The organism is Streptomyces sp. bgisy159, from assembly GCF_057707805.1.
Genome location: NZ_JBYIQX010000002.1, coordinates 36,712 through 63,393 on the forward strand (window position 1 = coordinate 36,712; position 26,682 = coordinate 63,393).

Annotated in this window: 25 protein-coding genes, 2 pseudogenes and 1 riboswitch; of the genes and pseudogenes, 8 read left to right on the top strand and 19 right to left on the bottom strand. The window is 73.4% G+C overall.

Features of this window, described 5'->3' with window-relative positions:
• Positions 1-191: 191 nt before the first annotated feature.
• A complete protein-coding gene (locus tag AC3ET3_RS02180; protein WP_435611619.1) occupies positions 192-1,673 on the bottom strand; it encodes a metallophosphoesterase in 1,482 nt (493 codons plus the stop codon).
• Between the two features lie 111 nt (positions 1,674-1,784).
• Positions 1,785-2,024 carry an SCO4848 family membrane protein gene (locus AC3ET3_RS02185; protein WP_432155379.1) on the bottom strand — a complete coding sequence of 80 codons (240 nt, stop codon included), beginning with the start codon at positions 2,022-2,024 and terminating at the stop codon, positions 1,785-1,787.
• A gap of 103 nt (positions 2,025-2,127) precedes the next feature.
• On the opposite strand from AC3ET3_RS02185, the gene AC3ET3_RS02190 reads away from it, so the two are divergent.
• Positions 2,128-3,429 carry a D-alanyl-D-alanine carboxypeptidase family protein gene (locus AC3ET3_RS02190; RefSeq protein WP_435611620.1) on the top strand — a complete coding sequence of 434 codons (1,302 nt, stop codon included), beginning with the start codon at positions 2,128-2,130 and terminating at the stop codon, positions 3,427-3,429.
• A gap of 238 nt (positions 3,430-3,667) precedes the next feature.
• Here the strand turns inward: AC3ET3_RS02190 and AC3ET3_RS02195 are convergent.
• From AC3ET3_RS02195 to AC3ET3_RS02210, 4 genes and pseudogenes are all read right to left on the bottom strand, one after another.
• Positions 3,668-4,528: pseudogene (locus tag AC3ET3_RS02195) on the bottom strand (YihY/virulence factor BrkB family protein); the annotation flags it as partial.
• Positions 4,516-4,986 carry a GtrA family protein gene (locus tag AC3ET3_RS02200; protein ID WP_432155382.1) on the bottom strand — a complete coding sequence of 157 codons (471 nt, stop codon included), beginning with the start codon at positions 4,984-4,986 and terminating at the stop codon, positions 4,516-4,518. The gene AC3ET3_RS02200 and the pseudogene AC3ET3_RS02195, both read right to left, overlap by 13 nt.
• Entirely contained in the window at positions 4,983-5,918 is a 936-nt protein-coding gene (locus tag AC3ET3_RS02205) for a decaprenyl-phosphate phosphoribosyltransferase (RefSeq protein WP_435611621.1), read from the bottom strand. The genes AC3ET3_RS02200 and AC3ET3_RS02205 overlap by 4 nt, the downstream gene beginning before the upstream one ends.
• A 403-nt stretch (positions 5,919-6,321) precedes the next feature.
• A pseudogene (locus AC3ET3_RS02210) lies at positions 6,322-6,858 on the bottom strand (phosphatase PAP2 family protein); the annotation flags it as partial.
• Between the two features lie 133 nt (positions 6,859-6,991).
• Here AC3ET3_RS02210 and dprE1 point away from each other — a divergent pair.
• Positions 6,992-8,347: a decaprenylphosphoryl-beta-D-ribose oxidase gene (dprE1, locus tag AC3ET3_RS02215; protein WP_435611519.1), complete on the top strand. Its 1,356-nt coding sequence runs from the start codon at positions 6,992-6,994 to the stop codon at positions 8,345-8,347.
• 64 nt (positions 8,348-8,411) lie between these two features.
• On the top strand, positions 8,412-9,167 hold the full coding sequence (gene dprE2, locus AC3ET3_RS02220) for a decaprenylphospho-beta-D-erythro-pentofuranosid-2-ulose 2-reductase (protein WP_432134890.1): 756 nt from the start codon (positions 8,412-8,414) through the stop codon (positions 9,165-9,167).
• 16 nt (positions 9,168-9,183) lie between these two features.
• Here the strand turns inward: dprE2 and AC3ET3_RS02225 are convergent, their stop codons facing one another.
• Both AC3ET3_RS02225 and trpS read right to left on the bottom strand, forming a co-directional pair.
• Positions 9,184-9,768, bottom strand: a complete 585-nt coding sequence (locus AC3ET3_RS02225; RefSeq protein WP_432134891.1) for a 2'-5' RNA ligase family protein — start codon at positions 9,766-9,768, stop codon at positions 9,184-9,186.
• 111 nt (positions 9,769-9,879) lie between these two features.
• A complete protein-coding gene (trpS, locus tag AC3ET3_RS02230; RefSeq protein WP_432135023.1) occupies positions 9,880-10,890 on the bottom strand; it encodes a tryptophan--tRNA ligase in 1,011 nt (336 codons plus the stop codon).
• A 182-nt stretch (positions 10,891-11,072) separates the two neighbouring features.
• Between trpS and AC3ET3_RS02235 the strand changes: the two genes are divergently transcribed.
• Positions 11,073-11,789, top strand: coding sequence for a hypothetical protein (locus tag AC3ET3_RS02235; RefSeq protein WP_432134892.1), 717 nt, complete (start codon positions 11,073-11,075; stop codon positions 11,787-11,789).
• Positions 11,790-12,225: 436 nt separating this feature from the next.
• On the opposite strand, the gene AC3ET3_RS02240 is transcribed toward AC3ET3_RS02235, so the two are convergent.
• The 4 genes from AC3ET3_RS02240 to pdxR all read right to left on the bottom strand — a co-directional run bounded on the left by AC3ET3_RS02240 (position 12,226) and on the right by pdxR (position 17,113).
• Entirely contained in the window at positions 12,226-13,674 is a 1,449-nt protein-coding gene (locus tag AC3ET3_RS02240) for a glycine hydroxymethyltransferase (protein WP_432134893.1), read from the bottom strand.
• A gap of 43 nt (positions 13,675-13,717) precedes the next feature.
• A riboswitch (ZMP/ZTP riboswitch) is annotated at positions 13,718-13,806 on the bottom strand.
• Positions 13,807-13,951: 145 nt separating this feature from the next.
• Positions 13,952-15,136, bottom strand: a complete 1,185-nt coding sequence (locus AC3ET3_RS02245; protein WP_432134894.1) for a glutathionylspermidine synthase family protein — start codon at positions 15,134-15,136, stop codon at positions 13,952-13,954.
• A 15-nt stretch (positions 15,137-15,151) separates the two neighbouring features.
• A complete protein-coding gene (locus AC3ET3_RS02250) occupies positions 15,152-15,487 on the bottom strand; it encodes a hypothetical protein (protein ID WP_432134895.1) in 336 nt (111 codons plus the stop codon).
• Between the two features lie 234 nt (positions 15,488-15,721).
• Complete coding sequence (gene pdxR / locus AC3ET3_RS02255) at positions 15,722-17,113, bottom strand: MocR-like pyridoxine biosynthesis transcription factor PdxR (RefSeq protein ID WP_435611520.1); 1,392 nt, start codon at positions 17,111-17,113, stop codon at positions 15,722-15,724.
• 47 nt (positions 17,114-17,160) lie between these two features.
• On the opposite strand from pdxR, the gene AC3ET3_RS02260 reads away from it, so the two are divergent.
• The 3 genes from AC3ET3_RS02260 to AC3ET3_RS02270 are packed head-to-tail and all read left to right on the top strand — an operon-like array spanning position 17,161 to position 18,907.
• Positions 17,161-17,718, top strand: coding sequence for a carboxymuconolactone decarboxylase family protein (locus AC3ET3_RS02260; RefSeq protein WP_435611521.1), 558 nt, complete (start codon positions 17,161-17,163; stop codon positions 17,716-17,718).
• On the top strand, positions 17,715-18,176 hold the full coding sequence (locus AC3ET3_RS02265; protein ID WP_432155389.1) for a carboxymuconolactone decarboxylase family protein: 462 nt from the start codon (positions 17,715-17,717) through the stop codon (positions 18,174-18,176). Before AC3ET3_RS02260 ends, AC3ET3_RS02265 begins: the two co-directional genes overlap by 4 nt.
• The gene (locus AC3ET3_RS02270) at positions 18,173-18,907 is read left to right on the top strand and encodes an isocitrate lyase/PEP mutase family protein (protein ID WP_432134899.1); all 735 of its coding nucleotides are present in this window, start codon (positions 18,173-18,175) and stop codon (positions 18,905-18,907) included. Before AC3ET3_RS02265 ends, AC3ET3_RS02270 begins: the two co-directional genes overlap by 4 nt.
• Before the next feature lie 284 nt (positions 18,908-19,191).
• Here the strand turns inward: AC3ET3_RS02270 and AC3ET3_RS02275 are convergent, their stop codons facing one another.
• The 5 genes from AC3ET3_RS02275 to AC3ET3_RS02295 form a co-directional block, all read right to left on the bottom strand.
• Entirely contained in the window at positions 19,192-20,181 is a 990-nt protein-coding gene (locus AC3ET3_RS02275; protein WP_432134900.1) for a malate dehydrogenase, read from the bottom strand.
• Positions 20,182-20,353: 172 nt separating this feature from the next.
• Positions 20,354-21,334 (bottom strand): helix-turn-helix domain-containing protein, encoded by a 981-nt coding sequence (locus AC3ET3_RS02280; protein WP_432134901.1) that lies wholly within the window; start codon positions 21,332-21,334, stop codon positions 20,354-20,356.
• A 145-nt stretch (positions 21,335-21,479) separates the two neighbouring features.
• Entirely contained in the window at positions 21,480-21,956 is a 477-nt protein-coding gene (locus tag AC3ET3_RS02285) for a helix-turn-helix domain-containing protein (protein WP_432134902.1), read from the bottom strand.
• A gap of 166 nt (positions 21,957-22,122) precedes the next feature.
• Complete coding sequence (locus tag AC3ET3_RS02290; protein WP_432134903.1) at positions 22,123-22,569, bottom strand: DUF3017 domain-containing protein; 447 nt, start codon at positions 22,567-22,569, stop codon at positions 22,123-22,125.
• Between the two features lie 61 nt (positions 22,570-22,630).
• Complete coding sequence (locus tag AC3ET3_RS02295; RefSeq protein WP_432134904.1) at positions 22,631-23,485, bottom strand: bifunctional methylenetetrahydrofolate dehydrogenase/methenyltetrahydrofolate cyclohydrolase; 855 nt, start codon at positions 23,483-23,485, stop codon at positions 22,631-22,633.
• A 221-nt stretch (positions 23,486-23,706) separates the two neighbouring features.
• On the opposite strand from AC3ET3_RS02295, the gene AC3ET3_RS02300 reads away from it, so the two are divergent.
• Complete coding sequence (locus AC3ET3_RS02300) at positions 23,707-24,246, top strand: hypothetical protein (protein ID WP_432134905.1); 540 nt, start codon at positions 23,707-23,709, stop codon at positions 24,244-24,246.
• Between the two features lie 71 nt (positions 24,247-24,317).
• On the opposite strand, the gene purH is transcribed toward AC3ET3_RS02300, so the two are convergent.
• Entirely contained in the window at positions 24,318-25,883 is a 1,566-nt protein-coding gene (gene purH / locus AC3ET3_RS02305; RefSeq protein ID WP_432155391.1) for a bifunctional phosphoribosylaminoimidazolecarboxamide formyltransferase/IMP cyclohydrolase, read from the bottom strand.
• Complete coding sequence (gene purN / locus AC3ET3_RS02310) at positions 25,880-26,521, bottom strand: phosphoribosylglycinamide formyltransferase (protein ID WP_432134907.1); 642 nt, start codon at positions 26,519-26,521, stop codon at positions 25,880-25,882. The genes purH and purN overlap by 4 nt, the downstream gene beginning before the upstream one ends.
• Positions 26,522-26,682 lie beyond the last annotated feature (161 nt).

Below are 26,682 nucleotides of genomic sequence, written 5' to 3' on the forward strand. Positions count from 1 at the left end.
AAGAGGATTCTTGCGAGATGAGAGAGAACTTACCGACGCGCTGTTTCGGCCGGGTTTCACAGCCTGCACACCACATCGCACATATCCCGTCATCACCGCACAAGGACGGCGCCCAAAGCACCCGAGGTGCCGGGGAGTTCGGGTGCACCGGCGGCCGCCCGCCCGCGGTGCTCACGGCGCTCGTCGCGCGCTCACGCCCGCGGTGAAGCCAGTTCGACCACCGTGATGTCCGACGGAGCGCCCACCCGGGTCGGCGGCCCCCACGCGCCCGCGCCGCGGGTGACGTACAACTGCGTGTCGCCGTACCGCTCCAGGCCCGCCACCGTCGGGTTCGCGGCGGCGGCGACGAGGTTGCCCGGCCAGAGCTGGCCGCCGTGGGTGTGCCCGGACAACTGGAGGTCGACGCCGTGGCGGACCGCCTCGTGGACCTGCACGGGCTGGTGGGCGAGGAGCACGCACGCGCGTGCCGGGTCGCGGTCGTCGAGCGCCCTGGCGAAGTCCGGGCCCCGGCCCTCCCTCTCGCCCGCCACGTCGTTGACGCCGGCCAGGTCGAACCAGGGCATCTCCGTACGGTCGTTCTCCAGCGGGCGCAGCCCGAGCCGCCGTACCTCCTCGACCCATTGCTCGGCGCCGGAGAAGTACTCGTGGTTGCCGGTGACGAAGTAGCTGCCGTGTCGTGCCGTCAGCCGGGACAGGGGCGCGGCGGCCGGGCCCAGGTCCTTCACGCTGCCGTCGACCAGGTCGCCGACCACCGCGATCAGGTCGGGCTGGGTGGCGTTGACGGTCTCGACGACCTTCTCGGCGAACCCGCGGCCGAGGACCGGGCTGAGGTGGATGTCGCTGACCACCGCGATCCGGTAGCCATGTGCGGCTCGCGGCAGCTTGGCCAGCGGGACGGTGACCCGCTTGACGCTGGGGCCGCGCAGGACGCCGTACGTGCCGTAGCCGACGGTGCCGACGGCGACGGCGGCCGCCGTACCGGCGAGGACGCGGGAGACGAACAGCCGACGGGAGGGCGCCGGGGCGGGGGGCGCTTCCCGCGTCGGCTCGGAGTCGTCGGCGGGGGGCGACGCGGGGTCGCCGCCGGAGGGCGATCGGGGGTCGCCTGCGGGGGGCGGCTCGGAGCCGGGTGCGGGGGTGGGCTCCGGGTCGCGTGCCCGGTCCGCGGCCGGTGGTACGCCGGAGGGTGTCGAGTCTGCGGGGGGTTCGGTGGGGGGCCCGGCGGGTGGATCGGCGGGGGGTTCGGTGGGCGGTTCGGTGGGGGGCTCGGTGGGGGGCTCGCGGTGCTGTGTGCGGTCGTCGGCCGGTACCGGCTCCGGATGCGGGCGGGGGGCCTCCGCGCGAGCCGCCGCGCGGCTGCGGGGCCACCTCAGCAGCAGGGGCCGTACCACCTCGCCCGCGATCATCGCCAGCAGCAGGTAGAGCGACAGCGCCAGCCACAGGAAGCCCGGCCAGGCCAGCGTGCGCTGCAGCCAGAACGGCGCTCCCGCGCGCTCGGCCACCAGGGCGCCGACGGCGGCCGCCCAGCCGCCCGCGATCACCGCCGCGCCGGTGCGCCGCACCCAGCCCCCGCGGGCGGTCGTGTCGCGGAACAGACGCCGCCACAGGTACCAGTTGGCCACCACCCCGACGGCCAGCACGGCCAGGGCGACCAGCACGAACAGCAGGACCATCGCGTTCTCCCCGGAGACGGACAGGAGGTACGGCCGGAAGGCGCGGGCGGGCGGCACGGCCGGGAAGTGCGGCCGGGAAGTGCGGCCGGGAAGTGCGGCCGGGAAGTGCGGCTATGACGTCCGGCGCAGCGCGCGCAGTCCGCGCAACCCGATGCCCCCGATGACCGTCCCCAATACGAAGGAGACGACGGCCAGCGTCAGGTGCACCCAGAAGAACGCGGTCGGCTGCCCGTCGTCGAAGGCCTGTCCGCTGCTGTCCTTGATCAGGTTTTTGACGAAAGTGACCCAGATGACCCAGCTCCACACCCCGAAGGCGAGCAGGAACCAGGAGACGGGGCGGCTGAGCTTCATGCGTTCAGTATCGCCGCCGGGCCTCCGGTCCTCGGACCGGGGTGGGGAGGGTGGTGGGACTTCCCGTCGTACGGCAGGTACGTTCTCCGTCGTGCCCGCACCCATGAAGCGTTCCGGCAGGCGTTCCCTGCAGGTCACCTCCGCCGCCCTCGTCTGTCTCGCGTCCGCCGCGTCGCTCGCGCTGACCGCGCCCGCCGCCGTCGCCGCACCCGGCCCGTCGACGAGCCCGTCGGCGAGCCCGTCGGTGACCCCGCCGGCGCGGATGTCCATCGTCGGCGGCGCCCGGCTCGGGCAGCCGGGAACCCAGGTGGACCTCGCGAACGGCGCGCCGGTGCTGCCGAAGGACCTCACCGCCCGCTCCTGGATCGTCGCCGACGCCGAGTCGGGCGAGGTGCTGGCCGCGCACAACGCACACTGGCGGCTGCCTCCGGCGAGCACCCTGAAGATGCTGTTCGCGGACACCGTGCTGCCGCGCTTCCCGAAGACCACCCAGCACAAGGTGACGGCCGAGGACCTGGCGGGCATGGGTGAGGGCTCCAGCCTGGTCGGCATAAAGGAGGGCGAGACGTACACCGTCCACGACCTGTGGCTCGGCGTCTTCCTGCGCTCCGGCAACGACGCGGTGCACGTGCTGTCGTCGATGAACGGCGGCGTCGCCGACACCGTGAAGCAGATGAACGCGCACGCCGAGGAGCTCCAGGCCCTCGACACCACCGCCGTCTCCCCCGACGGATACGACATGCCCGGCCAGGTGTCCTCCGCCTACGACCTGACGCTGATCGCCCGCTCCGGAATGCAGAAGAAGGACTTCAGGGAGTACTGCTCGACGGTGCGGGCCAAGTTCCCCGGCGAGACGAAGAAGGACGACAAGACCGGGAAGACCACCCGCGGCACCTTCGAGATCCAGAACACCAACCGGCTGCTGGCGGGCGACTACGACATCACCCAGTACCAGGGCATCGCGGGCGTCAAGAACGGCAACACCACCAACGCGGGCGCCACCTTCACCGGCGTCGCGGAGCGCAACGGCAAGGTGCTGCTGGTCACGGTGATGAACCCGCAGAAGCCGCAGCACAACCAGGTCTACAAGGAGACCGCCGCGCTCCTCGACTGGGGCTTCCGGGCGGCGGGCAAGGCGCGGCCCGTCGGACAGCTCGTGCCGCCGAAGAGCGCCGCGCAGCCGGGTGCGGGCAGCGCCACCGCGGCGGCGGACGCCGCCGGTGAGGCCGGCGGCGCCGGGAACGCCTCCGGTGCTCCGGTGGCCGCCGCCGCCTCCGAGGACGGCGGCAGCGGAATGGGCGTCGCGCTGGGCATCGCCGGGGGCGCCCTCGCACTGCTCGCGGGCGCCGCCTTCCTGGTCAACCGCCGCTGGCCGCTGCCCGATCTGGTACGTCGCCGGCACTGACGTCGTTCGGGGCGGGGGCAGGGGCAGGGGCAGTGCCAGGGGTGCCAGGGGCAGGGGCCGTCGCCCGGGCAGGGGGCGATGCCGGGGTCGTGTCGCTATCCGGCTTCGACTCCCGCTTCGACTTCCGACCGGGTTCCGGTTCGGTTGCGTGTTCCGGGGTGTGCTGCTGATCCGGGGCAGATTCCGGTTCTGGTTCCGCGCTCGATCCCGGTTCCAGCTCTGATTCCGGTTCCGGTTCCGGTTCCGGCTCCGGGGCGCTCCCGGTCGCCGTCCACGACGCGCAGAACAGCACGAGCTTCGAGGTGAAGTTGATCCACAGCAGCAGGGCGACGGGCACCCCGAACGCGCCGTACATGCTCTTCGTGGCCACGCCCTGCAGATAGCTGCTGAGCAGCAGCTTCAGCAGTTCGAAGCCGATGCCGCCGAGGAGCGCGGCGACCACCAGCCGACGGCGCGGCGGTTCCGCGCCCGGCAGCAGGGTGAGAACGTACAGCAGCATCAGGACGTCGGCGAGGACGGCGACGGTGAAGGCGGCGATCTGGAGCAGCAGGGTGCCCCAGCCGTGTTCGTCCAGGCCGAGCCCCTGGGAGATCCGGCCGACCGCCCAGGACGCCACGGTGGAGGCGGCGATCGTGACCAGCACGGCGCCGCCCAGCCCGACAAGGACGCCCATGTCCTTCGCCTTGTGCAGGAACGGGTTCTCCTGCTTGTCCGGCAGCTCCCACACCGCGCGCAGGCACTCCCGCACCTGTCCGACCCAGTTGATGCCGGTGAACAGCAGCACGGCGCCCGCGATGAGTCCGACGGTGCCGGCATTCTCGACCAGGGTGTCGATGTTCAGCTGGTCGGAGATGCCGGGGACCTGGTCGGCGATCCGGTCCTGGAGGTCCTGCTGCTGTTCCTCGCTGAGCGTGGCCGCGGCGATGGCGGCGGCGACCGTCAGCAGCGGGAACAGCGAAATGAAGCTGATGAACGTCATGGCGGCGGCCAGCCGCGTCCACTTCACCCGGTCCAGACGCTCGTACGACCGCCACGCGTGCGTGGTCATCAGGCGTGTGACGTACGGCCCGATGACGGGGAGCCCTTTCAGCCAGTCCATGATCCGACTCTGCCCTCCTCCTGGAAGACCCATGTCCGGGTACCCCAGAACCGCAGGACCGTGGCCAACGCCATGCCGACGCCCAGACCCGAGACGGTGTCGGCGCGCTGCGAGGTGAGGCCGAGTCCGTAGTGGCTGACGGTCAGACAGAGCAGTTGCACGAGGACTCCGGCGGCGTTCACCGCGAAGAACACCGGGTACTGCCGCCAGGGGGAGGCCCGGCGGCCCCGGTAGGTGCCGAGCGTGTTCCCCGCGTACGCCACCGTGCAGCCGGCGAGGAACGACAGTGCCTTCGCGGTCAGCGGGTCCAGGGCACCGGGGCCGCGCAGCCCGGTGAAGACGGCCAGATCGGCGGCGTAGGCGAGGACACCGACGGTGAGGAAGCCGAGCACCTCACGGCGGGTCACGGGCGAGTACGGCGTGCGCGCGGTCGCAGCACGGCCGTTGCGGCGGCTCACCAATTGGCCACCGCCAGGCCGTACATCGCCAGCCAGGCCACACCGATGAGGGCGAGGGCGCGGTCGCCCAGGACGACCTCCTCGGGTTCGCCGGCGGTGCCCCGGTCGGCGAAGACGGCGTAGCGCAGGACGGCCAGGACGAACGCCACCATGGACAGCTGGCGCCAGGGCAGCACACTCGTGTGCGGCACCCCGCCCTCCTCCAGCGCCCACAGGCAGTAGCCCAGGACGGCCACCCCGGCGGCCAGCTGCCACACGAACCGCAGGTAGCCGACGGTGTACTCGGTCAGCAACGCGCGCGTGGCTCCCGCCTTCCCGGCCATCTGCAGCGCCTCGGAGTACCGCTTCGCCGCCACCATGAACAGCGCGCCGAAACCCGTCGTGATCAGGAACCAGCGTGACAACGGGATGCCCAGAGCCAGTCCGCCCACCATCGCCCGCATCAGGAAACCGGTGGTGACGACGACGAGATCGACGACCAGGACGTGCTTCAGACTGATGCAGTACGCCAACTGCATGCCGAGGTAGGCCGTCAGCAGCGCGGCGACGGCCGGGGTGGTGAGCCATGCGGCGAGCGACGGCGCGAGGACGGCGAGGGCCCCGCCGACGCCGTAGGCGACCGGGACCGGCACCTGCCCGGCGGCCACCGGCCGGTGCCGCTTGGTGGGGTGCGCGCGGTCGGCGTCCGCGTCCCGGGCGTCGTTGATCAGGTACACGGCCGCGGCGCAGGCGGTGAACAGCGTGAAGACGGCGGTGAGTTCGGCCAGCGACCGCCAGGAGAACAGTCGCCCCGCGGCCGCCGGCGCGGCGACCACCAGCACGTTCTTGACCCACTGCTTGGGGCGCGCGGTCCGCAGCAGCCCGCCGAGGAGCGCGGCCGGACGGGAGCGCGGGGGTGGGGAGCTCGCACGCCGGGCGCGTTGTCCGAGCAACGCGCCGGAGCGGGAGGCGGGGCGGGAGCCGAGGTGCACGTCGGGGCGGGGGGCGGGACGGGAGTCAAGAAGGGCGTCGAAATGGGGGGCGGGCTGGGAGTCGCGGTGGGTGCCGGTACGTCCGGTGGGGCGGACGTCGGGGCGTGCTTCGGAGTCCGTGGGGCGTGACGGCGTGACGTGGGGCGCGTTCTCGGTGGTGCGCGCCGGGCTCGCAGTCGACGTCGTGCCCCCGGCGTGTGCCGTATCGATGAAGCGCGGTGTGTTGTCGAGGCGCGCCGCTTCAGACATGTGCGCCCCCCAGCAGCACCGGAGTCATCGCCGGAGTCACCACCGAAGTCACCATCGGAGTCATCGACCGCCCCACGGGCATCACCGACCCCCTTCGGCCCACTGCCCCACCCGCGGCCCCCTGCCTCACCCAACGCGCCCCCGCACAAGCCGCGAGCGCCCCGAGGGCCGCGCCCGCCGCGACGTCCGACGGGTAGTGCACGCCCACCACCAGCCGGGAGAGGCACATCGCTGCGGCGAGCGGCGAGACGGCGTACGCGCCGAGCGCGCCGTAGGCGACGGCGGCGGCCGCGGCGGAGGTGGCGTGGGAGCTCGGGAAGGAGTGCCGGCCGGCGGTGCGCACCAAGGGCTCGACGTGCGCCGGGCGCGGGCGGCGCACGACCCTTTTCACGCCCATGCTCACAGCGTGCGCGCTCGCGGTGAGCGCTGTCGCGCGCAACCACGCGCCGCGCCGCGCGCCGTCCACGGCGGCCCCGGCCAGCCCCGCCGCGAGCCACAGCGCCCCGTGCTCACCCGCCCAGGACAGGGCGCGTGCGGCACCGGCGACGCCCGGGTCGGCGCCGCGGGCGCGGAGCACGGCGAGGAGCCGGCGATCGACGCCGCGTCGCGTCCTCCTGCCGCCCTTCCCGCCCAACTCTTCCTTCGTGTCCATGTGGACTCACTGTTCATGCCGGGCCCACCGGAACACCGGCAATATTGAGCGACATCCCATTAATCACCCATTTCGGGGAGCGCTCCCTGTGGCACGGACAAAGCGCCGCACAGCGCGCGATACGGTCACCGGCATGTCTGCCGAGACCGCTTCCGTCACCGGTTGGGGCCGCACCGCCCCGTCCGTCGCCCGTCTGGTCCGCCCCAGGACGTACGAGGAGGCCGTGGCGGCCGTCCGGGACTGCGGGGCCCGCGGGAGCATCCCGAGGGGCCTGGGCCGGGCCTACGGGGACGCGGCGCAGAACGCGGGCGGCGACGTGCTGGACATGACCGGCCTGGACCGGATCCACGCCATCGACGCCGACGACGGGTCGGTCCTGTGCGGCGCGGGCGTCTCCCTGCACCGCCTGATGGAGGTGCTGCTGCCGCTCGGCTGGTTCGTGCCGGTGACCCCCGGCACCCGCTACGTCACCGTCGGCGGTGCGATCGGCGCGGACATCCACGGCAAGAACCACCACGTCTCCGGCTCCTTCGCCCGTCATGTGCGCTCCATGGAGCTGCTGACGGCGGACGGCACCATCCGTACCGTCCGCGCGGGCACCCCCCTGTTCGACGCGACGGCGGGCGGGATGGGCCTGACGGGGGTGATCCTCACCGCGACGGTCGAGCTGCAGCCGGTCGAGACGTCCCTGATGTCGGTCGACACCGAGCGTGCCGCCGATCTGGACGACCTGATGGCCCGGCTGACCGCCACGGACGACCGCTACCGCTACTCGGTGGCCTGGATCGACCTCCTCGCGCGCGGGGCGGCCACCGGGCGCGCGGTGCTCACCCGGGGGGACCACGCGCCCCTGGCCGCCCTGCCCGCGGGTATGCGCGCGCGCCGTGACCCGCTGGCGTTCCGTCCCGGCCGGCTGCCCGCGGCCCCGGCCTTCCTGCCGGACGGCCTGCTCACCCGCCGCACCGTTGGCCTCTTCAACGACCTCTGGTACCGCGGGGCGCCCCGGGCGCGGACCGGCGAGCTGCAGCGGATCTCCGCGTTCTTCCACCCCCTGGACGGCGTGCCGCATTGGAACCGGGTCTACGGCCGGGGCGGCTTCGTGCAGTACCAGTTCGTCGTCGGGTACGGCCAGGAGGAGGCGCTGCGCCGGATCGTGGCCCGGATCGCCGTCCACCGCTGCCCGTCCTTCCTGGCCGTGCTCAAGCGGTTCGGCGACGCCGATCCCGGCTGGCTGTCCTTCCCGCGCCCCGGCTGGACGCTCGCCCTGGACATCCCGGCCGGCCTGCCCGGCCTCGGGGCCCTGCTCGACGAGCTGGACGAGGAGGTGGCCGGAGCCGGCGGCCGGGTCTACCTGGCCAAGGACTCCCGGCTGCGGCCGGACCTGCTCGCCGCGATGTACCCGCGCCTGGAGGAGTTCCGCGCCCTGCGCGCCGAGCTCGACCCGCGCGGGGTGTTCGTCTCCGACCTGGCCCGCCGGCTGGGGCTGTAGCGGCCCGGGCGGCAGGTCCAGGGCGAACGGTCCCGCCCACCCGGTTCACTCGTAAGGAGCTGCAGTGAAGGACGCCTTCGGTCTCCCCCAGTCCCTGCTCGTCCTAGGCGGTACGTCGGAGATCGCCCTGGCCACGGCGCGCCTGCTGATCGCGCGCCGCACGCGCACGGTGTGGCTGGCCGGCCGCCCCTCCCCCGCCCGGGACGAGGCCGCCGACGAACTGCGCGCGCTCGGCGCCGACGTGCACACCGTCGGCTTCGACGCGCTCGACCCCGCGGCGCACGAGGCGGCGCTCGGCAAGGTCTTCGCCGAGGGCGACATCGATCTGGTGCTGCTGGCGTTCGGCGTCCTCGGCGACCAGGCGCACGACGAGCGTGAGCCGGTCGCCGCCGCGCGCGTGGCGCAGACCAACTACACCGGGGCGGTCTCGGCCGGTCTGGTGTGCGCCCGCGCGCTCCAGGCGCAGGGCCACGGCTCCCTGGTCGTCCTGTCCTCCGTCGCCGGTGAGCGGGCCCGCCGGGCGAACTTCATCTACGGCTCCAGCAAGGCCGGCCTGGACGCCTTCGCCCAGGGCCTCGGCGACGCTCTGCAGGGCACAGGCGTGCACGTCATGGTCGTACGGCCCGGGTTCGTGCGGTCGCGGATGACCGCCGGGCTGCCCGAGGCGCCGCTCGCGACGACGCCCGAGGCGGTGGCGACGGCGATCGAGCTGGGGCTGCGGCGCCGCTCGGAGACGGTGTGGGTGCCGGGGGTGCTGCGCGTGGTGATGTCCGCGCTGCGGCACCTGCCGCGCGGGGTGTTCCGCCGGCTGCCGCTGTGAGTGGTCCGGCGGGGGCTCAGTGGGCGGGCAGGGTGTCCTGCCGCTCGACCGGCGCGGACGCCTGCGGCGGCACGACCGAACCGCCGAAGGCGTACTCGCGCAGCTTGCGCCAGACGCCGTCGGGGCCCTGCTCGTAGAGGGCGAAGCCGGTGCAGGACCAGTCGGCCTCGTAGTCGGCGAGTTCCGCGTGGGCCCGGTCCATGGCGGCGTCGTCGATGCCGTGCGCCACGGTGACGTGCGGGTGGTAGGGGAACAGCAGGTCGCGGGCCACGGGACCGGAGGCGTCGCGGATCTGCTGCTGCAGCCGGGCGCACTCCTCGCCGCCCTCGACGACCCGCACGAAGACCACCGGGGACAGCGGCCGGAAGGTGCCGGTGCCGCTCAGCCGCATCGGGAAGGGCCGCCCGGCACCGGCGACCCGGGTCAGATGCGCCTCGACGGCCGGCAGGCCGCTCCGGTCGACCTCGGTCGGCGGCAGCAGCGTGACATGCGTCGGGATGCCGTGAGCCGCGGCGTCGCCGAAGCCCGCGCGCCGCTCCTGGAGCAGGCTGCCGTGAGGCTCCGGGACCGCGATCGACACGCCGATCGTTACGGTCCCCACGTCGTCTCCCTGTCTCGGGCTGCCCGGCAGGGGCACTGCCGGGTGGTGTCAGTTATCGACTGTACGGCCACCGCCGCCGTGTTGGGCGGCGGTGGCCGTGTGCTCTACGGCTCAGTGCTTCGCGGGCAGGAAACCGACCCGGTCGTACGCCTGCGCGAGCGTCTCCGCGGCGACGGCGCGCGCCTTCTCCGCGCCCTTGGCGAGGATCGAGTCGAGCGTCTCGGGGTCGTCCAGGTACTGCTGGGTGCGCTCGCGGAACGGCGTCACGAAGTCGACCATGATCTGAGCCAGGTCGGTCTTGAGCGCGCCGTACATCTTGCCCTCGTACTCCCGCTCCAGCTCGGCGATCGACTTGCCGGTGAGCGTGGAGTGGATGGTGAGCAGGTTGGAGATGCCGGGTTTGTGCTCGACGTCGTAGCGGATGACCGTGTCGGTGTCGGTGACCGCGCTCTTGACCTTCTTGGCCGTCGTCTTCGGCTCGTCCAGGAGGTTGATGAGACCCTTCGGCGTGGATGCCGACTTGCTCATCTTGATCGCCGGGTCCTGGAGGTCGTAGATCTTCGCCGTCTCCCTGAGGATGTACGGCTTCGGGATCGTGAAGGTCTCGCCGAACCGGCCGTTGAACCGCTCGGCGAGGTCGCGGGTCAGCTCGATGTGCTGGCGCTGGTCCTCGCCGACCGGTACCTCGTGCGCCTGGTACAGCAGGATGTCCGCGACCTGCAGGATCGGGTACGTGAACAGGCCGACGGAGGCCCGGTCGGCGCCCTGCCTGGCGGACTTGTCCTTGAACTGGGTCATGCGGGACGCCTCGCCGAAGCCGGTGAGGCAGTTCATCACCCAGCCGAGCTGGGCGTGCTCGGGCACATGGCTCTGGACGAAGAGGGTGCAGCGCTCGGGGTCGAGGCCGGCCGCGAGCAGCTGGGCCGCGGCCAGCCGGGTGTTGGCGCGCAGCTCCTTCGGGTCCTGCGGGACCGTGATCGCGTGCAGGTCGACGACCATGTAGAACGCGTCGTGGGTCTCCTGCAGCGCCACCCACTGACGGACGGCGCCGAGGTAGTTGCCGAGGTGGAAGGAGCCTGCGGTGGGCTGGATTCCGGAGAGCACTCTCGGACGACGCTGCATGGCGGAGCCATTCCCCTGAGGGTGGTGGTGGGCGACGGGTGGGCGGTCAGAGGCCATGGTCCTCATTCTCTCAGGTCGCGGCGGCCGATCCGGAACTGGCCGGAAACAGGCGGGAACCGATCCGCCCCCGGCGGTGTAACAAGAGCATGGCGGGTGCCGGGGGGTCCAGGGGAGGAACGGGTATGAGCGGGAGACGACGGGGGCCGGTGCGGGCGCGGGGCAGGGGGCTCGTGCCGGGCACGGTGGTGGCGCTGGTGGCCGGCTCGGCGCTGCTGGGGCTGCCTGCGGGCGAGGCGGTCGCACGGCCGCCCCAGCCGGACGCCCCCGATGTGGCGGTGGTGACGCGGGGTGACACGGGCCGGACGACGACCCTGCGGTCCGGCGAACCGGATTTCACGCGGCTGTGGCAGCTGCTGCAGCCCACGTACACGGGGACGACGCCGGTGTCACGGGCGTGGGACGAGGGTCGCTACCCCGCGGTCCGGGCGACGGTGGTGTGGGGGCTGACCGGGGTCGGGGGGTGGCCGCGGACCAGCCGGCCGCCGGGTGGTGACGTGGCGCTGGAGCGGCAGGACCAGGTGTTCCTGGCCGAGGACGGCACCCCGTGGGTGCGGTCGGATCCCGCGCCGGAGGTGGCGGACGACGACATCCGCTGGCACCGGGCGTCCCGTGCGGCCTTCGACCGGCTGGAGCGGTCGGGGCTGCTGGGCGCGGAGCGGGCGCGGCCGACGGCGCAGACCGGGTCCGGGCGCACGGGCGCGCTGCGGTGGGCCGTGCCCGGGCTGGCGGTGGGTGTGCTGCTCGGCGCCGCGGGCACGGCGCTGATCCGCCGTGCGGCACTCCTGCGGGACTCGGGACCGCCGCACGGTGAACCGCGACAGGAGCTGATCGACCTCTGATCCGGGCCGGTGACCCGGATCGGTGGCCGGGATCGGTGGCCGGGATCGGTGGCCAGGGTCCGGGGCCGGGATCGGTATCCGGGATCGGTGGCCAGGGTTGGTGACCGGGGCCGGTGACCGGGATCGGTGGCCAGGGTTGGTGACCGGGGCCGGAGGCCGGGGCCGGTGACCCGGAGCTTGGCCCGGTGTCCGGCCCAGGGCTCTGCCCCGGGTGCCCGGTCCGGAGTTCTGACTCGGCCCCGGTCCGGGCTCTGACCGGCACGTCCGGCCAGTGCTCTGACCGGCACCTCCGGCCGGCGCTCCGACCGGCGCGTCCGGCCCGTGGGCTTCCGGCGCGTCCCGTCCGGCACGGCCGACCCGGGGCGGCCCGTGCGGCCTACAGACCGGCCGCCGTCGTGACCCCGGCCGGTCCGCCGGGGTCCGCCCGGGCCCGGGGTCAGCCCAGGTCGATCTCCGGGTACAGCGGGAAACCGGCGACGAGGTCGGTGGCCCGGCGGGAGATCTCGTCCGCGATCTTGGGGTCGAGGACGTGGGCGGCCTTGGACGGGGTGCCCTTGGCCGTGGTGCCCGCCTCGGTGGTGGTGAGGACGCGGTCGATCAGGCCGGCCACCTCGTCCATCTCCGCCGTGCCCAGGCCGCGCGTCGTCAGCGCGGGCGTGCCGACGCGGATGCCGGAGGTGTACCAGGCGCCGTTGGGGTCGGCGGGGATGGCGTTGCGGTTGGTGACGATGCCGGATTCCAGCAGCGCGGCCTCGGCCTGGCGGCCGGTGAGACCGTAGGACGTGGCCACGTCGATCAGGTTGAGGTGGTTGTCGGTGCCGCCGGTCACCAGGGTGGCGCCCCGGCGCGTGAGCCCCTCGGCGAGGGCGCGGGAGTTGTCGACGATGCGCTGGGCGTAGTCGCGGAAGGACTCCTGCCGCGCCTCGGCCAGAGCGACCGCCTTGGCGGCCATGACGTGCGGCAGCGGGCCGCCGAGGACCATCGGGCAGCCGCGGTCGACCTGGTCCTTGAGGGAGTCGTCGCACAGGACCATGCCGCCGCGCGGGCCGCGCAGCGACTTGTGGGTGGTGGTGGTGACGATCTGGGCGTGCGGGACCGGGTCGAAGTCGCCGGTGAGGACCTTGCCCGCGACCAGGCCGGCGAAGTGCGCCATGTCGACCATCAGCGTGGCGCCGACCTCGTCGGCGATCTCCCGCATGATCCGGAAGTTCACCAGCCGGGGGTACGCGGAGTAGCCGGCGACGATGATGAGCGGCTTGAACTCGCGGGCCTGGGCGCGCAGTGCCTCGTAGTCGATGAGGCCGGTGGCCGGGTCGGTGCCGTAGGAGCGCTGGTCGAACATCTTGCCGGAGATGTTCGGGCGGAAGCCGTGGGTGAGGTGGCCGCCGGCGTCCAGGGACATGCCGAGCATGCGCTGGTTGCCGAAGGCTCGGCGCAGCTCGGCCCAGTCGGCCTCGGAGAGGTCGTTGATCTGGCGGACGCCGGTCTTCTGGAGGAAGGGCGCCTCGACGCGGTCGGCGAGGACGGCCCAGAAGGCGACCAGGTTGGCGTCGATGCCGGAGTGCGGCTGGACGTAGGCGTGGCGGGCGCCGAAGAGTTCGCGGGCGTGCTCGGCGGCGAGGGACTCGACGGTGTCGACGTTGCGGCAGCCGGCGTAGAAGCGGCGGCCGACGGTGCCCTCGGCGTACTTGTCGCTGAACCAGTTGCCCATGGCCAGGAGCGTGGCCGGGGAGGCGTAGTTCTCGGAGGCGATCAGCTTGAGCATCTCGCGCTGGTCGGCGACCTCCTGGCCGATGGCGTCGGCGACCCGCGGCTCGACGGCGCGGATCACGTCCAGGGCGGCGCGGAAGGCGGTGGACTCGGTGGACGGGTGCTGGTCTGGCATGTCGTCGGCCTCCGGGTGGCGTGGCGGGTGTCGGTCACGATGCTCGGCTGGCCCAGGCGCACGGCACTTGATCACTCAGGGCCGCTCCCCGATGGTCCGTCCCATCCCAGCGCGCCAGTCACGGCCCGTCGTCAGCCTACCCGTCGCCCCCGGTGGCCAGGGCCGCCGGTCCACCATGCGGGCGACCGAGCGACCGGGGCGCGACAGGTCCTGGACGCTGCCGCGAGCAGCCCCCCGGGCCCCGGGCCCCTGGTCCCTGACCCCTGGTCCCTCACCGCTAGAGGATCACGTGCGGGAGGAAGCGGGCGTACTCGTCGGTGATCAGGCCGGCGGATTCGCGGATGCCGAGGCCGGCGGACTCGTCGCCGACGACCCAGGCGCCGAGGACGACGTGGTTGCCGTCGAAGGCGGGGAGGGGAGCGAGTCCCTGGTAGCAGCAGGCTTCGTCGCGGACGACCGGGTCGGCACCCGGCGGGTGGACGGTGACACCGGCGCCCTCCCGGCCCAGCAGCGGCTTGGCGACGTAGCCGCCGGTGGCGGCGAGCTCGCGGGGGCCGTCGAGGTGGGCCGGCAGCAGGTTGGGGTGGCCGGGGTGGAGTTCCCAGAGGACGGCGAGCAGGGCCTTGTTGCTGAGCAGCATCTTCCAGGCGGGCTCGATCCACAGGGTGCTGCCGGTGCCGCCGCCGTTGTCCAGGGTGTCGAGGACGTGGTCGGCGAACCGGTCCTGGGTCATCCACTCCCAGGGGTAGAGCTTGAAGCAGCTGCGGATGAAGCGGAGCCGGTTGTCGACGAACCGTTCCGCGAGGGGGTCCCAGCCGATCTCCTCCATGGAGATCCAGTCGGTGTCCAGGCCGGCCTGCTCGGCGGTCTCCTTGAGGTAGGCGACCGTCATCAGGTCCTCGCCGAGTTCGTCCGCGGCGGAGTGCGCGAAGTAGAGCGGGCTGCCGGGCGGGAGGAGGGGGGCCTGCCGCTTCCAGGCGGCGACGAGGCGTTCGTGGAGGGAGTTCCACTGGTCGGCGCCCGGGAAGCGTTCCTCCATCCAGAACCACTGGGGGCTCGCGGCCTCCACCAGGGAGGTGGGGGTGTCGGCGTTGTACTCCAGCAGTTTGGCGGGGCCGGTGCCGTCGTAGCGCAGGTCGAATCGGCCGTACACGGACGGGAGTTCGGCGCGCCGGTGCCAGGCCTCGGCGACCGCTGCGGCGACGCGCGGGTCGGTGATGCCGAGGTCGGCGAAGCGGCCGGTGGTGACGATGTGGTCGGCGGCGGCGAGGCACATGCGGTGCAGTTCCTCGACGGTCTCCTCCAGCGCCTCGACCTCGTCGAGGGAGAAGACGTAGTACGCGCTCTCGTCCCAGTAGGGGCGCAGGTTGCCGTCGGGGTGGCGGGTGAGCGGGTAGATCAGGCCCTGTTCCTCGACGGTCCGCTGCCAGCCGGGGCGCGGTCGTACGGTGCGGCGTTCCATGCGCGGGTCTCCGGCTCAGCCGCCGTAGCTGCCGGAGCCGCCGCCGAATCCGTCGCGGTCGACTCCGCTGCCGCCGCTCGACGAACTGCCGGAGCCCTTGCCGGGCTTGGTGAAGGAGCCGCCCCAGACCCAGCCGTCGTCCTTCTTGCCGCCGTAGTACCAGCTGTCGGTGCCGGTCTTGCAGTTCCGGTCGGAGGTCACCTTGTAACCGCGGCCGACCTGGTAGCTGTTGCGGTCGACGCAGCGCTTGTCGGGGGCCGAGGAGCAGGCAGTGAGGGCGGTCGCGAGCAGCCCCACGCCGCCGAGTACGACCGTGCCGGACCTGAAACGCCTGCGTGCCTGTTCCGCCATGTCCCCGTCTCCCCGTTGTCCCGCGGGGGCTGCCCCGCGCGCTGTCCTCGCGCCGTCGTCGCGCTGTCGTCGCATCGTCGCGCTGTTGTCGCGTTCCCCCGCGCCGTGCTCGCGCCGTCTTCGCGCGGCGTTGTGCGGCGTTGTGCGGCGGTGCGCGTGGGTACTGTCCGAGGTCAGCCTAGAGATCGCCGGTACTCCCCGTACGAGCGGCCCCCGCCCCCGCCGCCAGATCCGTCACGGCAGTACGCGGCACAACGCCTCCAGCGCGCCCGGCCAGGCCCGGTCCGAGGGCGCCCCGTAGCCGACCACCACGGCGTCCGCCGGCTCGGTCGTGGCGGCCGGGTGACGGAACCAGGACAGGCCCGTCAGGGCCAGGCCCTGCCACGCGGCGGCCCGCACCACCGACTCCTCGGTGCCGGGCGGGAGCCGGAGCACGGCGTGCAGCCCGGCGGCCATCCCGGTGACCCGGACGTCGGGCGACTGGGCGGCGACGGCCTCGACGAGGGCGTCCCGGCGCCGCCGGTACCGCAGGCGGCAGGCGCGCACATGGCGGTCGTAGGCGCCGGAGGTGATGAACTCGGCGAGAGTCAACTGGTCGAGGACGCCGGTGGAGCGGGCTGCGGCGAGCCGGGTGATCCCGGGGGTGAGCGCGGGCGGCAGCACCAGCCAGCCCAGCCGCAGCCCGGGGGCGAGCGACTTGCTGGCGGTGCCGAGGTGCACGACGTGGTCGGGGTCGAGGTCCTGGAGGGCGCCGACGGGCTGCCGGGCGTCGTAGCGGAACTCCCCGTCGTAGTCGTCCTCCAGGACCAGCCCGCCGGTACGCCGCGCCCGGTCCACGACGGCGGCGCGCCGCTCGGCCCGCAGGGCGCCCCCGAGCGGGAACTGATGGGCGGGCGTCAGCAGCACCGCCCCGCCGGCCGGCAGCTCCGCCACGCGTGTGCCGTGTTCGTCCTGCGGCAGCGGCACGGTGCGCAGGCCCGCCCGTTCCAGCAGGGTCCAGTGGGGTGCGAGGCCGTACGACTCCACGGCGAGGTCGCGCAGTCCGCCGGCGCGCAGGGCCTCGGCGAGGAGACGCAGGCCGTGCGAGAAGCCGGAGCAGACCACGATGTGCTCGGGGTCGGCGCGGACGCCCCGGGCCCGGGCGAGGTAGCCGGCCAGGGCGGTACGCAGTTCGGGCCGGCCGCGCGGGTCGCCGTAGCCGAGGGCGTCGGCAGGGGCCGCGTTCAGGGCGCGGCGGGCGGCCTTGAGCCACTCCGCGCGCGGGAAGGACGACAGGTCGGGGGTGCCCGGCATCAGGTTGTGGGCGGGCCTGCCGGGCTCCCGTCGGCGGGCGGTCCGCGGCTCGGCCGGCCGGGGCGCGGCCGCGCCCTCGGCGACCCGCGTGCCGGAGCCCTGCCGGGCGGTCAGCCAGCCCTCGGCGACGAGGTCGGCGTACGCGCCGGCGACCGTGTTGCGCGCGACACCCAGGTCGGTGGCGAGGGAACGGGAGGACGGCAGCCGGGTGCCGGGGGCGAGCCGGCCGCCGCGGACGGCCTCGCGCAGCGCGTCGGTCAGCCCGCGCCGCACGCGCGGACCGGTGACTTCCAGGTGCAGGTCCACGCCCAGAGTGGCCCATGAATCACGCATGGAAATGGACCATACTCCTGGGCTGCTTCCTTCCTAGGGTGGAGACCATGACCACCACGCAGACCACCGGAACCACCGGCGGAACCACCGCCGGGACCGGCACCGAAGCCACCACCGCGACCAGCACCGGCTACGCCGTCGAGGAGCCCGCCCGGCTCAACTGGGCCGAGCACGCGCCCGAGGTCTACAAGGCGATGATCCGGCTGGACGCGGCCGCCCGGCGGGGACTGGACCCGACGCTGTACGAGCTGGTGAAGATCCGCGCCTCGCAGCTCAACCGCTGCGCGTTCTGCCTGGACATGCACACCAAGGACGCGCTCGCGGCGGGCGAGAGCGTCGAGCGGATCATCCAGCTGAGCGCGTGGCAGGAGTCGCGCCACTTCTACACCGAGAAGGAGCTGGCGGCGATCGAGCTGACCGAGGCGGTGACCGTGCTGACCGACGGGTTCGTGCCCGACGAGGTGTACGCGCGGGTCGCGGGCCACTTCGAGGAGGCCGAGCTGTCGCAGCTGATCTCCGCGATCGTCACGATCAACGCCTGGAACCGCTTCGGTGTGACCGCGCGCATGACCCCGGGCCACTACCGGCCGGGGCAGCACCGGTGACCACCGCGCCTGGGACGGTACGAACGCGGCTGCTGGACCGCGAGGTCGCCCGGGCGATGTCCGCCCTGAGCGCCGCCGCGAAGCGGGGACTCGGCGACCCGGTGCTCGCCGAACTGGTCGTCCTGCGCGCCTCGCAGCTCAACCACTGCGCGTTCTGCCTGGACATGCACCTCGCCCTCGCGCGCGAGCACGGGGTGAGCGAACGCCAGTTGGACCTGCTGGCCGCCTGGGAGGAGGCCGAGGACGTCTTCGACGCGCGGCAGCGGGCGGCGCTCGCGCTGACGGAGTCGATCACCGTCCTCGCGGACGGGTTCGTGCCGGACGCGGTGTACGAGCGGGCCGCCGAGCACTTCGACGACGTGCGGCTGGCCCACCTGGTGGGGCTGGTGGTGGCGATCAACAACTGGAACCGGACGATGGTCGCCCGCCGCGTCCCGCCCGGGGGGTACACCCCGTGAGCGCGGACCCGACCGGTAAGGCCGGCACGTTCCGCGCGCTGCACCGCCGTACCGCGCCCGGCGATCCCCTGGTGCTGCCGGGCCCCTGGGACGCGGCCTCCGCGCGCGCGTTCGCCGGCGCGGGCTTCGCCGCGCTGGCCACACCCAGCGCGGGCGTGGCCGCCTCGCTGGGGTACGTGGACGGGCGTACCCCGCCCGACGAGATGTTCGCGGCGGTCGCCCGGGTCGCCCGGTCGGTCGACGTGCCGGTCTCGGCGGACGTCGAGGACGGGTACGGTCTGCCGCCCGGCGAACTCGTCGAGCGGCTCCTCGCGGCGGGGGCCGTGGGCTGCAACCTGGAGGACTCGTCGCGGGGCGCCCTCAAGGACCCGTACGCCCACGCCGACTGGCTGGCCGAGGTACGCGCCGCGGCCGGGGACCTGCTCTTCCTCAACGCACGCGTCGACACGTTCCTGCACGGCGACGGCGATCCGGAACGGGCCCTGGAGCGGGCCGCGGCGTACGTGGCGGCGGGCGCCGACTGCGTGTACCCGATCCTCGCCCCGCCCGCCCTGCTGCCGCTGCTGCGCTCGGGCATCGACGGCCCGGTCAACGCCTACTGCGACCCGACCCGGGGACCGTCACCGGCGGAGCTGGGCGAACTCGGTGCCACCCGGGTCACGTTCGGTCCGTGGCCGCAGCGGATGGCGACAGCGGCACTGACGGAGATCGCGGCGGCCCTGAAACCGTAGCGCCGCCGCGGAGGACCTGCCGACGCCAGAAGGCCCCTGGACGACGCGGTCGGCCGCCCGGCTCCGTGGAAACGCGAAGAGTCCCTCCCCGCCAGGCGGGGAGGGACTCTTCGGACGGAGCGCCGGGCAGGCCTTGCACCTGCATCTCCCCGCAGGAAGCGGGGCGTCTTTCCTTGGACCACCAACGCACAGTCGGCTTCCGGGAGTTCCGGCGGCCGGTGTGTGATCAACTATAAACCACACCGGCCGCCGAAGTCACATCGGCCGACTCGCCTGGGACAGGCTCAGAGGAGGCCGAGGCCGCGCACCGCGTCGCGCTCCTCCGACAGCTCCTGGACGGAGGCGTCGATGCGGGTGCGGGAGAACTCGTTGACGTCCAGGCCCTGGACGATCTCGTACTTGCCGTCCTTGCAGGTGACCGGGAAGGAGGAGATCAGGCCCTCCGGGACGCCGTAGGAGCCGTCCGACGGGATGCCCATGGAGGTCCAGTCGCCCTCGGCGGTGCCGTTGACCCAGGTGTGGACGTGGTCGATGGCGGCGTTGGCGGCGGAGGCCGCGGAGGAGGCGCCGCGGGCCTCGATGATGGCCGCGCCGCGCTTGGCGACGGTCGGGATGAAGTCGTCGGCGAGCCACTTCTCGTCGTTCACGACCTCGGCGGCGTTCTTGCCGGCGACCGTGGCGTGGAAGATGTCCGGGTACTGGGTGGCGGAGTGGTTGCCCCAGATCGTCAGGCGCTTGATGTCGGAGACGGCGACGCCCGTCTTCTTCGCGAGCTGGGTCAGCGCGCGGTTGTGGTCCAGCCGGGTCATGGCCGTGAACCGCTCGGCCGGTACGTCCGGCGCGGCGGCCTGGGCGATGAGCGCGTTGGTGTTGGCCGGGTTGCCGACGACGAGGACCTTGATGTCGTCCGCGGCGTGGTCGTTGATGGCCTTGCCCTGCGGCTTGAAGATGCCGCCGTTGGCCTCCAGCAGGTCACCGCGCTCCATGCCCTTGGTACGGGGGCGGGCGCCGACGAGGAGGGCGACGTTGGCGCCGTCGAAGGCGACGTTGGGGTCGTCGGTGATGTCGATGCCCCGCAGGAGCGGGAACGCGCAGTCGTCCAGCTCCATCGCGGTGCCCTCGGCGGCGCCGAGCGCCGGGGTGATCTCCAGGAGGCGGAGCTTGACCGGCACGTCCGCACCGAGCAGCTGGCCGGAGGCGATGCGGAAGAGCAGGGCGTAACCGATCTGGCCGGCCGCGCCGGTGACGGTGACGTTCACGGGAGTGCGGGTCATGGCGTTCTCCGTATGACAGCTGGCGGTGAGGCGTCCCTGCCCCGGGGCGGGAACGGATGATCGATCTCTCGGCATCAAGAGATCCACCGGTCAGGCTATCGCGCATCCGGCATCGGGGACTGCCGGGGCCCTGTGGCCCGCCCCACAGAGGGTGACGGCGCGCCGGCCGGACTCAGGGTGTGCAGCCCTTCTGCCCCGACGCGAGCGTCACACACGCGCGGGCCTGCGCGGGGCCGTCCACGGCGACCATCGGGGTGTAGGCGCTGGTGTCGCCGAGGGTCCGCACCGTGTCGCTGCGGCGGACCGCACCGACCGCCACCTGCACCACGTCGCCCGGTCCGGCCTGGGTGATCCGCGCCCAGGCGGCGCCGCAGGCGGCGCTGTAGCGGACCTCGACGAGCGTGGTCCGCACGGTGGCGCTCTTCGCGGTGACCACGAGGGCGCCGCCGCAGCCCATCGCCTCCGCGTCCTTGCCCTCGCAACCCGGCCCGCCGCAGCCGACCCCGGGCGGTGTCGGGAAGCCGGGGCTCGCCGCCGGGGAGGGGGAGGCCGCCGGGGCGCCCGCGCGGCCCTCCCCGGGGCCACCGTCGGTCAGCCAGAAGGCGCCCGCCGCGATGACGAGCACGCCCGCCGTCGCCGTGAGGAACAACAGGCCGCGCCGGCCACCGCCCGTCGTGCCGTCCGCACGGGCCCGAGGCGCTGCCGCCGGGCCCGGGATCGCCGGCGGGACACCGGCGGGTCCCGCGACGCCTGGCCGGACCGGCGTCGGCGTGCCCGGCCGTCTCGGGGCCGGAGCGGCGCCCTCGGCCGGCCCGAACTCCCCGCGCGGGGCCGCCGCCAGGCCGGTCCAGGTCGCCTCGGCCGTACCGCCGCCGTGGGTCTCGGCGTGGCTCCGGGCCCGGGCTGCCGGCTCCCGCAGGGCGGTCAGGCGCGCGGGGTCGGCGCCGGTGACCTCCGCGAGGGCGAGGACCGCGCCCTCGGGCGCGAGCGACCGGCCGTCGAGGTAACGCTCCCAGGACGCCCTGTCGTACCCCGTGCGGTCGGCCACCGCCGAGACGCTCAGTCCGCTGCGGTCCACGACCCTGCGCAGCTGTACGGCGAACTCCCGCACCTGAGGGCCGGGTTCGTCCGGCAAGTCCGTCCACCGAGGCATCGAACCCCCCTCTCCCCCGGACCGGGTCCGCCCGATTGGACACGTTAGCTCCGCCGTGACGCCGAATCGATCCGTATTCGCGCATTGTCGGCACATCGGCACATCGGCCGCTCGAAACGGGGACGGGGCGCGGACGCACGCTCGGTCAGCCGAACACCAGCGCGCCGGCCACCGCCGTACCGAGCAGCAGCAGGAGCAGCAGGACGGCAGTGAGGAGCAGCCGGCCGGCTCCGGTGCGGCCCGGCACGGCGGGCGGCTCCCCGGCCCGCTCCCACCAGGGAACGGTCGGATCGTCCTGGTACTCCCCGCCCGGCGGGACGGTGTCCTGCGCCCGCGCCGCCGCCGGGCGCGGCCACGCCTTCACCGCCAACTCCCAGCGGACGCCGTACCGTTCCGCCTCGGTGCCGGTCAGCCCCGCGACCCGGCACAGCGCGGCCACCGCCTGGCGGGGCGGGGGCTGTACGGCATTGAGGTAGCGCTGCCAGGAGGACTTGCTGTAGGCGGTGCGGGCGCCGAGGGCGGCCAGGCTCAGGCCGGTACGGTCCTTCAGCTCCCGCAGGTGCTCCACGAAGTGCCGCACCTCCGGCGGCAGCTCGGCCGGCAGCGGTTGCCAGGAGCCCATCGCGCACCCACCCCCCACCGCGTCCCGTGTCCCGCCTGGTCGAACCGGTGGACGAGCGCGGGGCCCGTTCGGTTCCGCAGCGGAACGGCCACCTCCGTGCCACAGCGGGCTGACAGGCGTCGAACAGGCCCTTCACCGTGGGAGAGCGGGTGGGCGCGGGGGCGGGTCAGTTGTCGACCGTGAAGTGCAGGGTGTCCTTGAGGAAGGGGATCTGCAGCCACGGGTTGGGCTGGGCCATCAGCGCGAGCAGGACGATGACGGCGCCCAGCACGCCGTAGGTGACGATGTCGGTGAAGCGGGAGCGCACCGCCAGCATGCCGACGCCGGGCAGGAGCCAGCGCAGCACCGCACCGCCGAGCAGGGCGGCGCCGATCAGGATGGTGCCGACGCGGAACTGGTCGAGAGCGGTGAGCAGCAGGCCGAGTCCGACCGTGCTCAGCACGGCCAGCATCGGCCACTGCCGGGCGGGGGCCGGCGCGTCACGGGGCGCGGCCCGGCCGCCGCCCTCGGGCCGGGCGGTGTCCCGGGTGAACCTGGGGAACCGCCGGGGGCCCCGCCGCCGGGCCCCGCCCGCATCGTCCGCCGCGCCGTCGCGCACCTGGGCCCACCACATGTTCCGCCGCGTGTTCCGCCGCCGGGGCGCGCCGGCGTGGCCGGCCGCCCCGCCTCCCGCCTCAGCCGACACTGCGCTCCGCCGCCTCGACCACGTTGACGAGCAGCTGGGCACGGGTCATCGGGCCGACGCCGCCGGGGTTCGGGGAGACCCAGCCGGCGACCTCGCGGACGTCGGGGTGGACGTCCCCGACGATCTTGCCCTCGGCGCTGCGCGAGACACCGACGTCGAGCACGGCCGCGCCGGGCTTGATGTCCTCGGCGCGGATCAGATGGGCCGAGCCGGCCGCGGCGACCACGATGTCGGCGTTCTTGAGGTGCGCCGACAGGTCCCGGGTGCCGGTGTGGCACTGCGTCACGGTGGCGTTCTCGCTGCGCCGGGTCAGCAGCAGCGGCATGGGCCGGCCGATGGTGACGCCGCGGCCGACGACCACGACCTCGGCGCCCTTGGTCTCCACCCCGTAGCGGCGCAGCAGGGTGAGCACGCCGTTGGGGGTGCAGGGCAGCGGGGCGGGCTCGCCCAGGACCAGGCGGCCCAGGTTCATCGGGTGGAGCCCGTCCGCGTCCTTGGCCGGGTCCATCAGTTCCAGGATGCGGTTCTCGTCGATGCCCTTGGGCAGCGGGAGCTGGACGATGTAACCGGTGCAGGCCGGGTCCTCGTTCAGCTCGCGGACGACCGCCTCGATCTCCTCCTGCGTGGCCGTGGCGGGCAGTTCGCGCTGGATGGAGGCGATACCGACCTCGGCGCAGTCGCGGTGCTTGCCGGCGACGTACTTCTGGCTGCCGGGGTCCTCCCCGACGAGGATGGTGCCGAGGCCGGGCGTGACGCCCTTCTCCTTCAGCGCCGCCACGCGGGCGGTCAGATCGGACTTGATCTCGGCTGCGGTGGCCTTGCCATCGAGAATCTGGGCGGTCATGCCCCCCATCCTCCCGGATGACGGGCCCCGGGTTCCAATCCGGTGCGCATTGCACTTGCACAACACCCGGCGGGCGGCGCTGGACACCTGTGCCCCCGTGGAGAACGATTGACGTGATCAAGCACAGTGCCGCGGGCAGTACGGGGGGACGAGCCGCTTCTGTTGACCTTCCTCCGCGCCGCGCCGCGCACCCCGCACCGGCATACGGAGGAAGCGAGACCATGAGCTTCGGCGAACCGAACAACCCCTACGGCCCGCCGCCGCAGCAGAACCCCCAGCAGCCGGGATACGGCTACCCCTCGGCGCCGCCGGTCTCCCAGCCTTACCCCGGCGGGCTCCCGCCCATGACGTCGATGCCGAGCACGGTGTCCGCGGCCCGGATCATGCTCTGGGTGATCGTCGGCCTGAACGTGATCGGTGTCTTCCTGTTCGCCGGTCTGGGCATCGCGGGATCCAACGCGGACGACGTCGACGACTCCGACCTGCGGGACATCCTCGGGGACATCCCGACCGGGCTCATGTACTTCTACGCCGTTCTGGCGCTGGCCTGGCTGATCTGGGCGGCCGTCCTCGCGGTGAAGTTCAAGAGCGGCGGGAACGGCCTCCGGATCACCGCGCTGGTCTTCGGCATCCTGACCGCCGTCCTCGGCGTGTACCCCTTCTTCCTCATCGGCACGGTCCACCTGGTGCTCGGCGTCCTGATCGCCGTCTTCACCGGCAACTCCACCGGTTCCGCCTGGTTCAACCGGCCCCGTCACTGACGTGCTCCGGCCACCCTCGACGCGCGGGAGCCGGCCTCGGCGGCGAGGCCGGCTCCGGCGGGCGGTGCGGATCAGTGGAAGAAGTGCCGCGTGCCCGTGAAGTACATCGTGACGCCGGCCTTCTCGGCGGCCTCGACGACCAGTTCGTCGCGGACCGAACCACCGGGCTGGACGACCGCCCTGACGCCGGCCTCGGTGAGGATCTCCAGGCCGTCGGGGAAGGGGAAGAAGGCGTCGGACGCGGCGTAGGCACCCCGGGCGCGCTCGGCGCCCGCCCGCTCGACGGCCAGCTTGGCGGAGTCGACCCGGTTGACCTGGCCCATGCCGACGCCGACCGAGGCGCCGTCCTTGGCGAGGAGGATCGCGTTGGACTTCACGGCCCGGCACGCCTTCCAGGCGAACGCCAGCTCGGCCAGCTCGTCGGCGCTCAGCGCCTCGCCGGTCGCCAGGGTCCAGTTGGCCGGGTCGTCGCCCTCGGCCTGGAGGCGGTCGGTGACCTGGAGGAGCGCGCCGCCGTCGATCGGCTTGACCTCCACCGGGTGGGAGGGCGCGGCCGGTGCCTTGAGGACCCGGAGGTTCTTCTTCCTGGCGAGGGCTTCCAGGGCGCCGTCCTCGTAGTCCGGCGCGACGATGACCTCGGTGAAGATCTCCGCGACCTGCTCCGCCATCTCCTTGCTGACCGGCCGGTTGACGGCGATGACGCCGCCGAACGCCGACAGCGGGTCGCAGGCGTGGGCCTTGCGGTGGGCCTCGGCGACGTCCGCGCCGACCGCGATGCCGCAGGGGTTGGCGTGCTTGATGATCGCGACGCAGGGCTCGTCGTGGTCGTACGCGGCACGGCGGGCGGCGTCCGTGTCCGTGTAGTTGTTGTACGACATCTCCTTGCCGTGCAGCTGCTCGGCCTCGGCGAGGCCGGTGCCCGTGCCGTCGACGTAGAGCGCGGCCGCCTGGTGCGGGTTCTCGCCGTAGCGCAGGGTGCTCTTGCGCTCCAGGGCGGCGGCGGTGAAGTCGGGGAAGGGCGAGTCGTCCACGGGCGCGTAGGCGCCGGCGAACCAGCCGGCGACCGCGATGTCGTACTCCGCGGTGTGCCGGAACGCCTCGGCGGCCAGCCGCTTGCGGGCGGCGAGGTCGAAGCCGCCGTCCCGGACCGCGGCGAGGACGTCGGCGTACCGCGCGGGGCTGGTGACCACGGCGACGGACGGGTGGTTCTTGGCGGCGGCGCGGACCATCGAGGGGCCGCCGATGTCGATCTGTTCGACGCACTCGTCGGGCGAGGCGCCCGAGGCGACGGTCTCCCGGAACGGGTAGAGGTTGACGACGACCAGGTCGAACGGCGCCACGCCCAGCTCGTCGAGCTGCTGACGGTGGCTGTCGAGGCGCAGGTCGGCGAGGATGCCCGCGTGCACCCGGGGGTGCAGCGTCTTGACCCGGCCGTCGAGGCACTCGGGGAAGCCGGTGAGCTCCTCGACCTTGGCGACGGGAACACCGGCGGCCGCGATCCGGCCGGCCGTGGAACCCGTCGACACCAGCTCGACGCCCGCCTCGTGCAGCCCGCGCGCGAGGTCCTCCAGTCCGGTCTTGTCGTAGACGCTGACCAGTGCGCGACGGATGGGCCGCTTGTTGCTCTCGGCGGTCACTGGATAACTACCTTTCGTCCCTCGATGCGATGGCCGCGGCGGGCGAGCCGTCCCACGACCTCGACGAGCAGCCTTCGCTCGACTTCCTTGATGCGCTCGTGCAGCGCGCTCTCGTCGTCCTCGTCCCGGACCTCCACCACGCCCTGGGCGATGATCGGGCCGGTGTCGACGCCGTCGTCGACGAAGTGGACGGTGCAGCCGGTGACCTTGGCTCCGTACGCGAGCGCGTCGCGGACACCGTGGGCGCCGGGAAAACTGGGCAGCAGGGCGGGGTGGGTGTTGACGAACCGGCCGCCGAAGCGGGCCAGGAACTCCTTGCCGACGATCTTCATGAAGCCGGCGGAGACCACCAGGTCGGGTTCGTGGGCGGCGACCGCCTCGGCGAGCGCGGCGTCCCACTCCTCGCGGGAGCCGTAGTCCTTGACCCTGCGCACGAAGGTGGGCAGCCCGGCGCGCTCGGCACGGGCGAGCCCCTCGATGCCGTCCCGGTCGGCCCCGACGGCGACGATCCGCGCCCCGTAGGACTCGGCGCCGGTGCGTTCGATCTCGTCGAGGAGCGCCTGCAGGTTGGTACCGGATCCGGAGACCAGCACGACCAGGCGCTTGGGCTCGGGGCTGGCCACGGGGTTGGCGGCCACGGTGGGGGCCTTTCTCGGGAGGCGGACTGTCACGGCGACGGCTTGTGCGATCGTACGAATGCTTCGCACCCCCGGATACGGGGAAGTCTACGAACCGGTCGACCGTCAGCAACGATACCGGCACACCGGACGGCCCCCTCGGGACGGGGGCGTGGCCGGAA